The 13,966-nt window shown below is 62.3% G+C and carries 10 protein-coding genes; all 10 read right to left on the reverse strand.

All coding sequences use genetic code 11. The features are described from left to right. Positions 1-19 precede the first annotated feature (19 nt). Positions 20-1,000, reverse strand: a complete 981-nt coding sequence (whiA, locus tag ACX80E_RS05285; RefSeq protein WP_459300862.1) for a DNA-binding protein WhiA — start codon at positions 998-1,000, stop codon at positions 20-22. 25 nt (positions 1,001-1,025) lie between these two features. Then, on the reverse strand, positions 1,026-2,021 hold the full coding sequence (locus tag ACX80E_RS05290) for a gluconeogenesis factor YvcK family protein (protein WP_459300863.1): 996 nt from the start codon (positions 2,019-2,021) through the stop codon (positions 1,026-1,028). 2 nt (positions 2,022-2,023) lie between these two features. After that, positions 2,024-2,947 carry an RNase adapter RapZ gene (rapZ, locus tag ACX80E_RS05295; protein WP_459300864.1) on the reverse strand — a complete coding sequence of 308 codons (924 nt, stop codon included), beginning with the start codon at positions 2,945-2,947 and terminating at the stop codon, positions 2,024-2,026. A 98-nt stretch (positions 2,948-3,045) separates the two neighbouring features. Further along, positions 3,046-5,028, reverse strand: a complete 1,983-nt coding sequence (gene uvrC / locus ACX80E_RS05300; protein ID WP_459300865.1) for an excinuclease ABC subunit UvrC — start codon at positions 5,026-5,028, stop codon at positions 3,046-3,048. A gap of 271 nt (positions 5,029-5,299) precedes the next feature. Further along, complete coding sequence (locus ACX80E_RS05305) at positions 5,300-5,968, reverse strand: lysophospholipid acyltransferase family protein (protein WP_459300866.1); 669 nt, start codon at positions 5,966-5,968, stop codon at positions 5,300-5,302. Beyond that, a complete protein-coding gene (locus ACX80E_RS05310) occupies positions 5,955-6,707 on the reverse strand; it encodes an HAD hydrolase-like protein (protein WP_459300867.1) in 753 nt (250 codons plus the stop codon). Before ACX80E_RS05310 ends, ACX80E_RS05305 begins: the two co-directional genes overlap by 14 nt. 72 nt (positions 6,708-6,779) lie before the next feature. Continuing rightward, a complete protein-coding gene (uvrA, locus tag ACX80E_RS05315; protein ID WP_459300931.1) occupies positions 6,780-9,668 on the reverse strand; it encodes an excinuclease ABC subunit UvrA in 2,889 nt (962 codons plus the stop codon). Positions 9,669-9,792: 124 nt separating this feature from the next. Continuing rightward, positions 9,793-10,185, reverse strand: coding sequence for a GntR family transcriptional regulator (locus tag ACX80E_RS05320; protein WP_459300868.1), 393 nt, complete (start codon positions 10,183-10,185; stop codon positions 9,793-9,795). Further along, the gene (locus tag ACX80E_RS05325) at positions 10,182-12,119 is read right to left on the reverse strand and encodes an ABC transporter ATP-binding protein (protein WP_459300869.1); all 1,938 of its coding nucleotides are present in this window, start codon (positions 12,117-12,119) and stop codon (positions 10,182-10,184) included. The genes ACX80E_RS05320 and ACX80E_RS05325 overlap by 4 nt, the downstream gene beginning before the upstream one ends. Then, positions 12,116-13,873, reverse strand: coding sequence for an ABC transporter ATP-binding protein (locus tag ACX80E_RS05330; protein WP_459300870.1), 1,758 nt, complete (start codon positions 13,871-13,873; stop codon positions 12,116-12,118). The genes ACX80E_RS05325 and ACX80E_RS05330 overlap by 4 nt, the downstream gene beginning before the upstream one ends. Positions 13,874-13,966 lie beyond the last annotated feature (93 nt).

A 13,966-nucleotide genomic window follows, 5' to 3' on the forward strand; every position in this document is an offset into this window, starting at 1 on the left:
CTCTTTCATACTAGGCAGTCTAGGTATCGAGCATGTCGAAAGTGACGTTCGACTCAGTACCCGGAATGCCCAAGTCCTTGGCTTTCTTATCCGCCATGGCCAGCAGCCGGCGAATACGTCCGGCAATGGCGTCCTTGGTCAGCGGCGGGTCGGCCAACCTGCCCAGCTCATCCAAACTGGCCTGCTTGTGGGCCACGCGCAAAGCGCCGGCATACTTCAAATGGTCCGGGACGTCCTCGCCCAAGATTTCCAGGGCACGATCCACCCTGGCGCCGGCCGCCACGGCAGCTTGGGCTGAGCGGCGCAGATTGGCGTCGTCGAAGTTGGCCAGGCGGTTGGCCGTGGCACGAACCTCCTTGCGCATGCGCCGTTCCTCCCACACCAGGAACGTGTCGTGGGCGCCCATGCGGACCAAAAGAGCTGCGATGGTGTCGCCGTCCCTGATGACCACCCTGTCAATGCCGCGCACGTCACGGGCCTTGGCGGCAATGTCCAGACGACGGGCGGCGCCCACCAGGGCCAGCGCGGCCTCAGGACCCGGACAGGTGACCTCCAGCGCCGAGGAACGCCCCGGTTCGGTCAAGGAGCCATGGGCCAGGAACGCGCCACGCCACACGGCCTCGGCGTCGGCGGTGGAACCGTTGACAACCACCGACGGCAAGCCACGCACAGGGCGGCCGCGAGCGTCCAGCAGGCCGCTCTGGCGGGCCAGGGCTTCGCCGTCACGCACCACCCGGACAACATAGCGGTTGCCGCGGCGCAGCCCGCCACCGGAGACTACAATGATCTCGCTTTGGTGGCCGTACATTTCGGCGATAGCAAGGCGCAGACGCCGTGCTGTTGCGGCGGTGTCCACCTCGGCTTCAATAACAATTTTGCCGGAAATGATGTGCAATCCGCCGGCAAACCGCAAAAGGGTTGACACCTCGGCCTTGCGCACGGAGGATTTCTTGACGTCAAGCCGAGACAATTCTTCCTTTACTGCCGCTGTTAGCGCCATGATTCAGCCTCTACTTTCACGTTCATTAGTGACCCCCAAAGATATCGCGGTACGCGGCCGCCAACCGCAACGGGTCGTGGACAGCGTTGCCACCGGAACTCCCCACCTTACCGAACACCACCTCGGCTCCGATCATTGCAGCAGCTTCTGTGAATTCGGCAACATCGGCGATAGAGGCCGGATCCGCCAACACCACGTCCACACTGAACTCAGGTGCGTAGCGTGAAATGACGTGCAAATGATCCGCCGCGTTCATGCCGGCCGACTCGGAGTCGTTCATGTCCAAGTTCATGGTCAACAGACGCCTGGCCTTGGTGGTGCACAAGGCCTCACGCATTTGCGGCAACAACAAGTGTGGCAGCACGGAGGTGTACCAGGAGCCTGGCCCCAGAACCAGCCAGTCAGCCTGTTGAATGGCCGTCACCGCCTCGGAACAGGCCGGTGCGTCCGACGGCAGCAGGTGCACCTCCTCCACCTCACCTGCCTTGGCCAGCAGGGATTGACCGCGGATCAGACGCCCGGGTGAGCCGGGGACCTTGACCAAGCCCTCGATGGTGAGCGGCACACTGGCCATGGGCAGCACCTCGCCACGGGCACCCAGCAACGCCCCGGCCCAGCGCAAACCGGACACCGGGTCACCGAGCAGCTCCCACAGGGTCACAATCAGCAAGTTGCCCAAGGCGTGGTTGTCCAGCGACCCGGTGACCCCCTCACGGGAGGCGAACCTGTGCTGCATGACATCGCGCCACGTCCTGCCCCAGTCAGTGTCATCGCACAGGGCCGAAAGGGCCATGCGTAAATCACCTGGCGGGAGGACACCCAACTCATCGCGCAAACGGCCGGAGGAGCCGCCGTCGTCCGCTACCGTGACAACGGCTGTGACATTACCCGTCACCAGACGCAGCGCCGAGAGTGATGCCGCCAGTCCGTGCCCGCCGCCCAGGGCTGTGACCTTTGTCCCCGTGGCGGGGCCGGACAGTTTTGACGCGGACGGGATGATCGGCAGAATACCTGTGTACACGCCTACTCCCGGCCCAAGTCGCGGTGCCGAATGCTCGTTGTGACACGCGGCAATTGGCTCAGGCGCTTGGCAAGTTCAATGGCCACGGCCACCGAGCGGTGTTTGCCGCCCGTGCAGCCCACGGCAATGGTCGCATAGTGCTTGTTCTCGCGGCGGTACCCCTCAAAAACTGGTTCCAGTGCGTGCACGTACCTGTCCACAAAGTCGGACGCGCCGTTGTCCTTGAGCACAAAGTTGCTGACCGCCTCATCCTGGCCGGTCAGGGGTCGCAGCTGCGGGATCCAGTGCGGGTTGGGGATGAAGCGCACATCCGCCACGTAATTCGCGTCCACGGGCAGGCCGTACTTGAAACCGAAACTCATGATGGTCAGGCTCAAAACCACCGGCCCGGACTCGGAGAACAGCTCCGTGACGGCTGAGCCGAGCTCGTGCACGTTCATGACGGAGGTGTCCAGGATCATTTCGGCCTGGCTCTTCATGTCCGACAGCAACAAACGCTCGGCCGCGATGCCGTCAAGGATGCGCCCGTCCTCTTGCAAGGGGTGGGGGCGCCTGCCCTGTTCGAAGCGTCGCACCAGCGTGTCATCGCTGGCGTCCAGGAACAGCACCCGGTAGCTGACGCCGGCGGCCGAGAGCGCATTGAGGGAATCACGAATGTCGGCGAAGAGCGCCTTGCCGCGGACATCAACGACGACGGCGAGCTTGGGCAGCGCTGCCGGCATGCGGGAAACGAGCTCTGCCAGGGTGCCAAGCATCTGCGGTGGCAGGTTCTCGATGACATACCAGCCATGATCCTCCAAGGCGTTGGCCGCAGTGCTGCGGCCGGCGCCGGACATGCCCGTCACCACCAACAGTTCGGCTTCAACCGGTTTGACAGCCTTCAGCGTTTCCTCGCCGGTGGCAGTGGTGTCTTGCTCTTGGTTCATTGCGCTTCCCTGTCAGTTGTTGGCGTGAAGTCCGAAGCTTCCCCGCCCCAGCCACATCTACAGACTAAGCGTATCCTCCGGCGGGCCCGGACGTGGCGCTAGTCAAGAATCTCGCCGGTGGTCATATTAACAGCCGGTGCCGGCGTCTGATCCTGGTCGCCGGCGTTGACGGTGCTATAGATTGCTTGCGCCAGCACGGGGCCCACACCCTTGACCTGGGCAAGTTCCTCAACAGTGGCGGCACGAACCTTCTTGAGTGAGGTGAAGTGCGCCAGCAGGGCCTTTTGCTTGGCCGCACCGAGCCCCGGCACAGTGTCCAGAACGGAGGCAACCATCGCCTTGCCGCGTTTAGCCCGGTGGAAGGTGATGGCGAATCTATGGGCTTCATCACGGATGCGCTGCAACAGGTACAGGCCCTCCGATGACCGCGGCAAAATGACCGGGAAGTCACTCCCGGGCACCCACACCTCCTCCAGGCGCTTGGCCAAACCAATCACCGCAACGTCGGTGATGCCCAAGTCGGCCAGTGCCCGCGCAGCAGCGTTAACTTGAGGTATGCCGCCGTCGACCACGACGAGGTTGGGTGGGTAGGCAAACTTGGATTTGGGCGTCTCAACGGCGTCCTCCACAGCTGCCACAACAACCTCCCCGCTAGCCGCGGCGCCCTGGGCGCGGGTCTCCTGCTCGGCGAGATAGTTGCGGAACCGGCGGGTGATGACGTCAGACATGGAGGCAGTGTCATCGATGGCCGCCTCACCGGTGATGGCGAACTTCCTGTATTCGCTCTTCTTGGTGATGCCGTCCTCGACAACAACCATTGACGCGACAACATTGGTGCCTTGCACATGGGAGATGTCGAAACACTCGATGCGCAGCAGCGGCATGGGCAGGTCGAGGGCTTCCTGTAGCTCCTGGAGTGCCAGGGAGCGGGTGGTCAGGTCCCCCGCCCGGCGTGACTTGTGCAGGGCCATGGCCTGGTGGGCGTTGACCTGGACGGTTTCCATCAACGCTGCCTTCTCACCACGCTGGGGCACCTTGATGGAGACCCTGCCCCGGCGCAGCTCCCCCAGCCACTGGGCCAGGTCCTCATGGTTGGTAGGCAGCTCGGGGACAAGAATTTGCCGGGGAATGGCGTCTTGCTGCTGTTCCTCACCGCCATAGACCTGCTGCATCAGGTGCTCCCACAGCTCGGCGTTGGAGGCGTCTTCAACCTTCTCCACCACCCAGCCGCGCTGGCCACGGATCCGGCCACCCCGGACGAAGAAGACCTGCACGGCAGCCTCAAGATCGTCCTGCTCCACAGCAAAAATGTCCGCGTTGGTGTCCTCGGTCAGGACCACGGCGTTGCGTTCAAAGACCTTGCGCAGGGCAATGATGTCATCGCGCACCCTGGCGGCCTGCTCATAGTCCAGCTCGGCCACGGCGGCAGCCATGCGCTTCTCCAAGGTACTGATGAAACGTTTGGCTTCGCCGCCCATGAAGTCGCAAAAGTCTTGCGCCAGGGCCTTGTGGTCCTCAGTGCTGATCCGGCCAACACACGGGGCCGCGCACTTGTCGATGTAGCCGAGCAGGCAGGGGCGGCCGCTGCGTTCGGCGCGGCGCAACACGCCCGTGCTGCAGCTGCGCACGGGGAACACCCGCAGCAAGGTGTCCATGGTTTCCCGGATGGCCCCCGCCGTGTACGGGCCAAAATACTTGCTGCCCTTGCGCCGTTCCCCACGCATCACCTGGACGCGAGGGTACTTCTCACTCATGGAGACGGCCAAGTACGGGTAGCTTTTGTCGTCCCTGAATGCCAGGTTGTACCGGGGCGCGAACTCCTTGATCCAGGTGTACTCCAGCTGCAGCGCTTCGAGCTCACTGCCCACAATGGTCCACTGCACACTTGCCGCGTGGTGAACCATGGCATGGGTTTTGGGCAGCAGCGTGGCCGGATTGGCGAAGTACGAGTTCAGCCGGGACCGGAGGTTCTTGGCCTTGCCCACATAGATAATGCGTCCATGCTCATCACGGAAACGGTAAACACCTGGGTCCGTGGGAATTTCGCCGGGTTTTGGCCGGTAGCTTGCTGGATCTGCCACACCATCATTCTAAGGTGGGCCCGCGTGTGCGATGGACCCGCGCCGGGCGTATGAGCTGTGGGCAGATGCCCGAACCGCCCTGCGCCGCTCTGTTTGCCCTCGCGCTCCCCCGTGCCGAGCCGCCCCTCCCCCGTGCCGTGCCGAGTCAGACGGAAGGCCGCGCACGGCGTGTTGCCCGACGTCGGACCCGGCAGGTTTCCGTCTGACTCGGCGTGGGTGCGTGGGTGCGTGGGTGGGTGCCGCTGGTTGGGTGCGGCTGTGCGGCGACGGGCTACTCGGCGCTGGGGCTTTGATTGTACTTGGTGCTGCGTTGCTGACCCGTCAGCTCGGCAATGGCATCCATGATGGTGTCAGTGACGTGCCGCCGGGCGGGCAGGGAGTGGTCGGGGCCTGTCTTCTCGAAGTACAGCGGCTTGCCGAAGCGCAGTGTGAACGTCGCCGGTCGGAAGCCCTTCCCACCGGCAGCTTGCAGCTTCTCTGTGCCAACAATGCCCACGGGGACCACGGGCGCACCCGTGGTCAGGGCCAGCCAGCCCACACCGGTGCGGCCGCGATACAAAACGCCGTCACGGGAGCGTGTGCCTTCGGGGTAAATGCCCACGCCCTCGTTGCGGCCAAGGATGTCCAGCAGCGTTTTCAAGGCCTGAACGCTGGCTGCTTGTTCCCCGCGCTCCACCGGGATGGAATTCACCGACTCGAAGAACGACTTCATCAGTTTCCCCTTGATGCCCTTGCCGGTGAAGTACTCGGCCTTAGCGAAGAAGGACACCGGCCGGGGCGTGAGCGCCTGCACAATGACCGAGTCAAAGAAGGAAAGATGGTTCGGCGCCACAATGAACGGCCCGTCAGTGGGCACATTCGCCAAGCCCTCCACCGTGGGCCGGCACAGGGTGCTGATGGTTCCGCGCGTCAACACACGTGTCACGTCATACAGCGCCATGGTGTGTCTCCTGGAACGTTTGTGCCAATTCTTGGGCAAGTTCAGTGGCGGAATGAACGACGGCGCCAGCTCCAGCCGCTGTCAGCTCGCCGTCTTCGGCGAAGCCCCAGGAGACACCAATGCAGCGAAGTCCGTTGTGCTGGGCGCCCAGCACATCCTGGTGCCTGTCCCCCACCATGACGGCTCCGGAAGGGCTGGCGGCGGCCCCGTTCAGCTCTGCGAGTTCGGTCATGGCGGCGGCTATGATCTCGCTCTTGCCCGCCCGGTAGCCCGCCTGACCCGGCATGAGGGTCTCATCGGCGTGGGAGCCCTTGATCACCGAGAACAGCTGGTCAATCCCGTGCTGTGCCAACAGTTGTTTGGCCAGCGGCTCGGGTTTCTGCGTCGCAACGGCGAGTGGCACCCCGGCATCACTTAGCTGAGTCAGCAAGTCCTTGATGCCCGGGTACAGCACAGACATGGCCATGCCCTGCCGGCCGTACCAGTCCCTGTACGCAGCAATCACGGCCGGCACTGTCTCCAACGGCACGCCGGCAAGGGTGACCAGCGCGTCAGCGAGCTTGGGACCAACCATCGCATCGAGCGCCTCAAGGCCGGGGCTGGGCAGCTCCATGAGCCCCAAAGCATATTCGATGCCCTGGGTGATCCCGCCGGCGGGGTCAACAAGCGTCCCATCCAGGTCGAAAAGGACGGCTGTGGCGGGATTGTCACGGTTGACGGGCGCGGCGGCGATATTCACGTCCATAGTTTCTCACGACATGCCCCGGTAGTAACTCATCCATGCCCGCCGGGGCATATCTTCGCGGTGTCTCTAGGGGGTGAGGACCTCGCGCAGGAACGTGGCCGTGTAGCTTTGTTCGCTCTTTGCCACCTTCTCGGGCGTTCCCGTGGCAATCACCTGACCGCCACCGGTTCCGCCGTCGGGCCCCAGGTCAACAATCCAGTCGGCACTCTTAATCACATCGAGGTTGTGCTCGATGACGATGACTGTGTTGCCCTTGTCCACGAGCCCCTGCAACACCAGGAGCAGCTTGCGGATGTCCTCGAAGTGCAGGCCAGTGGTCGGTTCGTCCAGGACGTAAATGCTGCGCCCGTTGGAGCGTTTTTGCAGCTCGGCAGCCAGCTTCACCCGCTGCGCCTCACCACCGGACAGCGTGGTGGAGGCCTGCCCCAGGCGGACGTAACCCAGTCCGACGTCGACCAGTGTGCTCAGGTGCCGGGCAATAGGGGTGAACGCGGCAAAGAACTCGGCGCCTTCCTCGATGGGCATGTTCAGCACATCAGCAATCGACTTGCCCTTGTAATGAACTTCCAGGGTCTCGCGGTTGTAGCGCGCCCCGTGGCAGACCTCGCACGGCACATAGACGTCCGGCAGGAAGTTCATTTCAATTTTCAGCGTGCCATCACCGGTGCAGGCCTCGCAGCGTCCGCCCTTGACGTTGAAGGAGAAACGTCCCGGCTGGTAGCCGCGCATTTTTGATTCGTTGGTCTCGGCAAAAAGCTTGCGAATGTTGTCAAAGACGCCCGTGTAGGTTGCCGGGTTGGAGCGCGGCGTGCGGCCAATGGGGCTCTGGTCCACATGCACCACCTTGTCCAGGTGCTCCAAACCGTCAATGCGCAGGTGGCGCCCGGCAACCTGCTTGGCGCCGTTGAGCTTGTTGGCCAGCACCTTGTACAGGATCTCGTTCACCAGCGTTGATTTGCCGGAGCCGCTGACACCTGTCACTGCCGTCAGCACGCCCAGCGGGAACTTGACGTCAATGTTCAGGAGGTTGTTTTCCTTGGCCCCCACCACCGTCAGTTCACGCTTTTTGTCGTACTTGCGTCGGGTGGCGGGCATGGGGATGGATCTGCGTCCGGAGAGGTAGTCGCCGGTCAGGGAACGGGTATTGGCCAGCAGCTCGGGCAAGGACCCCGAGTGCACCACCTCGCCGCCGTGTTCACCGGCGCCCGGGCCAATGTCAACAATCCAGTCGGCCTCCTTGATGGTGTCTTCATCGTGTTCAACCACGATGAGCGTGTTGCCCAGATCGCGCAAACGCGTGAGAGTTTCGATGAGGCGGCGGTTGTCGCGTTGGTGCAGGCCGATCGATGGCTCATCCAGGACGTACAGGACACCTACCAGTCCCGAACCGATCTGGGTGGCTAGGCGGATGCGCTGGGCTTCACCGCCGGAGAGCGTGGCCGAGGCCCGTTCCAGGTTCAGGTACTCCAGGCCGACGTCGAGCAGGAACCGCAGTCGGGCCTGGATCTCCTTCAGCACCTGGCTGGCAATCTGAGCTTCGCGCCCCGTCAGCACCAGGTTGGAGAGGAAATCGAAGCAGTCCCGCATGGACAGCGCCGCAACAGCAGAAATGGACTTGCCGTTGATCAGCACCGACAAGGAGGCAGGGTTCAGGCGTGCTCCGCCACAGGCCGGGCACGGAATCTGGCGCATGTACTCTTCGTAACGGTCACGGGCAGAGTCCGACTCCGTCTCGATGTGCTTGCGTTGAATGTACTGTACGGCGCCCTCAAAGCCTGTGCTGTATTTGCGTTCCCGGCCAAAGCGGTTCTTGTACTGCACCACCACCTTGTGGTCCTTGCCGTACAGGATGGAGGTGCGCACGGGGGTGTCCAGCTTGTTCCAGGGGGTGTCGAGGTCGAAACCGAGTTCGGCCGACAAACCTTCCAGAAGACGGTTCCAGTACTCGGTGGTGGCGGTGCCCAGCGACCAGGGGGCGATGGCGCCCTCACGCAGTGAGAGGAACGGGTTGGGGATGACCAGTTCCTCATCCACTTCGAGCTTGGTGCCAATGCCGCTGCAAGCGCTGCACGCGCCAAAAGGGTTGTTGAAGGAGAAGGAGCGCGGCTCAATCTCATCAATGGCCAGTGGGTGCTCGTTGGGGCAGGCCAGGTTTTCGGAGAAGGAGCGCACGCGTCCGGCGTCCTGATCCGGCAGGTCCACCAACTCAGCCAGCACGCGGCCATCAGCCAGGCCCAAGGCCGTCTCCACCGAATCGGTGAGGCGCTGCTGGATGCCATCCTTGACGACCAACCTGTCCACCACCACTTCAATGGTGTGCTTGAACGTCTTCTTCAGCTTGGGTGGATCGCTGAGTTGAATCTGCTCACCGTCCACCTTGGCGCGGGAATAGCCCTTGGCTGTCAGTTCCTTGAACAGTTCAACAAACTCGCCCTTGCGGTCGCGCACCACGGGGGCCAGGATCTGGAAGCGGGTGCCCTCAGGCATCTCTAGTAGCTGGTCCACGATTTGCTGCGGGGTCTGCTTGGCAATGGGCTCGCCGCAGGTGGGGCAATGGGGCGTTCCCACGCGGGCCCACAGCAGGCGCATGTAGTCATAAATTTCGGTGATGGTGCCCACGGTGGAGCGGGGATTCTTGCTGGTGGACTTCTGGTCAATCGAGACCGCCGGGGACAGTCCCTCGATGAAGTCCACATCGGGTTTGTCCACCTGGCCCAGGAACTGCCGGGCATACGCTGACAGCGATTCAACATAGCGGCGCTGGCCTTCGGCAAAGATGGTGTCAAAAGCCAGGGAGGACTTCCCCGATCCGGACAGTCCCGTAAAGACAATCATGGCGTCACGGGGCAGATCAAGGTCAACGTTGCGCAGATTGTGCTCGCGGGCCCCCTTGACTATCAGACGCGACAAGTCTGGGCGCTGCGGAACAATTGAAGAGTCGTGCGACTGGGCCATGGTTTCCTTCACATTACTTTCCACTGTGTGGGCGCGGACCGGCCAGGGTCCGGCCGCGCTCGTGCGTGTTCACTGACAAGTATAATCGAAAGTTCGTTCGAACGTACGCTTTGGGAGTAGCAACTTAGCCGCTGCCTGCGCGTTCCAGGGCGGCACTGACAATGCGCAGCGCCTGACTCTGCGGGACACCCAATTCACGCACGACGGCGGCGAAAACGTCCGCTGCTGCGGCAATCTGTGCGGAAATCGCGTCTCCGCCGGAGGCCACGGCCGTGCCGCTGCGTCCGGCGGTCACCACAATGCCCGCTTGTTCCAATTCCCTGTACGCCCTCGCCACAGTGTTGGCTGCGACGCTCAAATCTGCGGCAAGCGACCGTACCGAGGGGAGTTTGCTGCCCACGGCTAGCTCGCCGGAGGCTGCCAAATCCAAGATTCGCAAGCGGATCTGCTCATACGGTGGCACCGTGGACGCCGAGTCCAGATGCCAGCGGCGCATTAAAATATCCATGGTGTTCATAGCTGACTCACCTCTTCCACCAGCGGATCTCCGAACTGGCTCATATATAGATCGAAGTAAAAACCCTTGCTGTCAAGAAGCACATGATGGTTGCCCTGTTCAATGATCTCACCGTTATTCATCACCAGTATCAAATCCGCGTCACGAATCGTGGAGAGCCTGTGAGCAATGACAAAACTTGTCCTGTTGTGGCGGAGCTTGTTCATGGCCGTACGGATCATGACTTCTGTGCGGGTATCCACGGAACTGGTGGCCTCGTCGAGGATCAAAATACCGGGGTTGGCAATCCAGGCGCGGGCTATTGTCATGAGCTGGCGTTGCCCCTGACTCAGCCCGCCGCCGTCGTCGGTGAGGACTGTTTCGTAGCCGTCGGGAAGCGACATCACAAAGTGATCCACATGGGTGGCCACGGCGGCTTCGATGATCTCCGCCTCGGTGGCGTCCAGTTTGCCGTACCTCAAGTTCTCCTTGATGGTCCCGCCAAACAGCCAGGCGTCCTGGAGCACCATGCCAAATTGGCTGCGCAGATCATCCCGGGTGAGGTGGGCGGTGTTCACCCCGTCAATGGTGATGGTGCCCGAATCGATCTCATAGAAGCGCATGAGCAGATTGACCAGGGTGGTCTTGCCGGCTCCCGTGGGACCCACAATGGCAACAGTCTGGCCGGGCTCGGCCACCAGCGACAGGTCCTTGATGAGCGGCTCCCCCGGCTTGTAGCCAAAGTTGACGTGATCAAAGACCACCTGACCCTGTGGCGCGGCCAACACCGCTGGGGGGCTGTGATCGGGAGTTTGTTCCTGGGCGTCCAGCAGGGCAAAGACACGTTCGGCCGAGGCCACGCCGGACTGCAGCAGGTTGATCATGCTGGCCAGCTGGGCCATGGGCTGGCTGAATTGACGGGAGTACTGAACAAACGCCTGGACGCTGCCGATGGTGAGGGCGCCCTGAGCCACCTGAATGCCGCCGAGCACCGCCACGACCACATAGTTCAGGTTGGAGATGAAGTTCGTGCTGGGCATGATGATGCCGGAAATGAACTGGGCCTTGGCACTTGACTCATAGAGGCGGTCGTTGGAGACCCGGAACTTCTCAATGGCCGCGTCCTGCTGACCAAAGGCCTTGACAACCTCATGACCGGTGAACATTTCCTCCACATGGCCGTTCAGCTCACCGGTGCTCTTCCACTGGGCGGCAAACTGCAGCTGTGAACGTTTGGCGATCATGACGGTGATGACGGCAACCATGGGCACCGTGAGCAGGGAGATGCCGGCCAGCAGCGGGGAGATCGAAAACATCATGCCCAGCACGCCGCCCACCGTGAGGACGGCGATCAGGATTTGGGTGAGTGTTTGATTGAGCGTCTGGGAGAAATTGTCAATGTCATTGGTGACGCGGGAGAGCACGTCGCCGCGTGATTCCTGCTGAAAATGTGACATCGGCAGCTTGTCCAGCTTGGCCTCAATGTCAGTCCTGAGCCGGTACATGGAGCGTTGCACAATGCCGGTGGTGATGTAGCCCTGGGACCAGTTGAAGAAGAACGCCACCACATAGAGGCTCAAAACAATCGTCAGGACCGCGCCCAGTGCCGGCAGGTCCAGGCCCTGACCGGGCACCACGTTCATGGCATTGAGCATATCGGCGAGTTGGCCCTGGCCGCTGCCACGTAAGGCTGCCACCGCTTCTTCCTTGGTGGTGCCGGCCGGGAACTTGCCCAACATCTGGCCCACGACGCCGTCGAAGATGATGTCTGTTGCATGACCCAACACCTTCGGCGCCAGCACCGACAAGCCCACGGAAATGGCTGCCAGGGCGACAACGGCAACCATTCGCATTTTGTCCGCCGCCATCAGGCCAAGGATGCGCTTGAGGCTGGGTCCGAAGGAGATGGCTTTCTGTGGCGGGCCGCCGGTACGGCCCCCTCGCATCATGGTCATGATGCACTCCCCATGTCTTTTGAAAGCTGGTCATCGGTGCTCAGCTGGGATGTGACAATCTCCTGGTATGTGGGGCAGCTCTCAAGCAACTGCTCATGCGTCCCCTGGCCCACCAGGGCACCTTCATCGAGGACAAGAATGTTGTCGGCGTCCTTGATGGTGCCAACGCGTTGGGCCACCACCAAGACTGCTGCGTCCCGGGTGACGGGTTTCAAGGCGGCCCGCAGCTTCGCGTCCGTGGCGTAGTCCAGGGCGGAGAAGCTGTCGTCGAAAAGGTAAAGGGTTGGTCGGGCGGCAATGGCGCGGGCAATGCAGAGCCTTTGGCGCTGGCCGCCGGAAACATTGGTGCCGCCCTGCTCGATGGGCGCTTCCAGTCCCAGCGGCATGCCCCTGACAAAGTCGCCGGCCTGGGCGGTCTCTAGCGCCTCCCACAGCTGCTCATCCGTGGCGTCCGGGTTGCCCATGCGGATGTTGCTGGCCACCGTACCGGTGAACAGGTACGCCTTTTGCGGCACCAGGCCGATGGAGCCGCGCAGCGCAGCCAACGTCACTGCCTTGACGTTGTGACCACCCAGCTCGATGGAGCCACCGGTGCTGTCCAGCAGCCGGGGTATGAGGTTCAACAACGTTGACTTGCCGCTACCCGTGGAGCCGATGATCGCCGTCGTGGTTCCGGGAGTGGCTGAAAAGCTCACCCCCGACAGGACGGGGGCCTGGGCGCCGGGATAGCTGAAGGCCGCGTCGGTGACACGCAGCACGCCGTCGAGCTGCTGAACGGAGACGGCACCGGGTGCGTCCACCACGCTGGCCTCGGTGTTCAGGACGTCCATGATGCGTTCGGCGCTGACGGCTGCGCGCGGAATCATCATGAACATGAACATGGCCATCATGACCGACATGAGGATTTGCATGATGTAGCTCAGGAACGCGGTCAACGCACCAATTTGCATGTCTCCGGCGTCGATGCGCTGACCGCCAAACCAGAGCACGCCAACGCTAGTCACATTCACGACAAAGAAGATGGTGGGGAACATGAGCGAGAGCAGGCGCCCGGCCCGCAATTGGGACGCGGTCAGGGCGCCGTTGGCTGTGGCGAAACGTTCCGCTTCATAGTCGCGCCGGCCAAAGGCGCGGATCACGCTGATGCCGGTGATTTGTTCGCGCAGCACACCGTTGATGTCGTCCAACTGCTTTTGCACCTTGCGGAAGGTGGGGACGAGTATCCGCACAATGAGGCCAATGGCCACGATCAGGACGGGCAGGATCACCAACAGCAGCCCGGACAGCGGGACGTCCTGGGCCATGGCCAACACGATGCCGCCAATACACATGATGGGTGCTATGACCATCATGGTGAAGGACATCAGGGTCAGCATCTGCACCTGCTGGACGTCGTTGGTGGTGCGTGTAATCAGCGACGGCGCCCCAATGTTGCCTACTTCTTGGGAGGAAAACGTCTCCACCTTGTTGAAAAGGTCGCGGCGGATTTGCCGCCCCACCCCCATGGCCAGCCGGGCGCTGAGGTAGGTGGCTGCAATGGCACACACCACCTGGCCCGCCGTGATCGCAAGCATCCAGCCACCCAGGTTCACGATCAGGTCAATGTTGCCCTTGACCACGCCGTCGTCGATGATGTCGGCATTGAGCGTTGGCAGGTACAAGGTGGCCAGGGTGGAGAGGAACTGCAGCACCACAATCATGATCAGCTGCGCCCTGTGGGGTGCCACATTGCGGGCTATCAGGTGAAACAGCACTTCACACTCCTCGGGGCCCAGCAAAATTGGTTCGAACTCGTAATAACTTACTCCTGAGCGGGCAGCTTGTCAGTGTGAGCTTCCTGCACATTC

This window comes from Arthrobacter sp. TMN-49 (assembly GCF_054511095.1).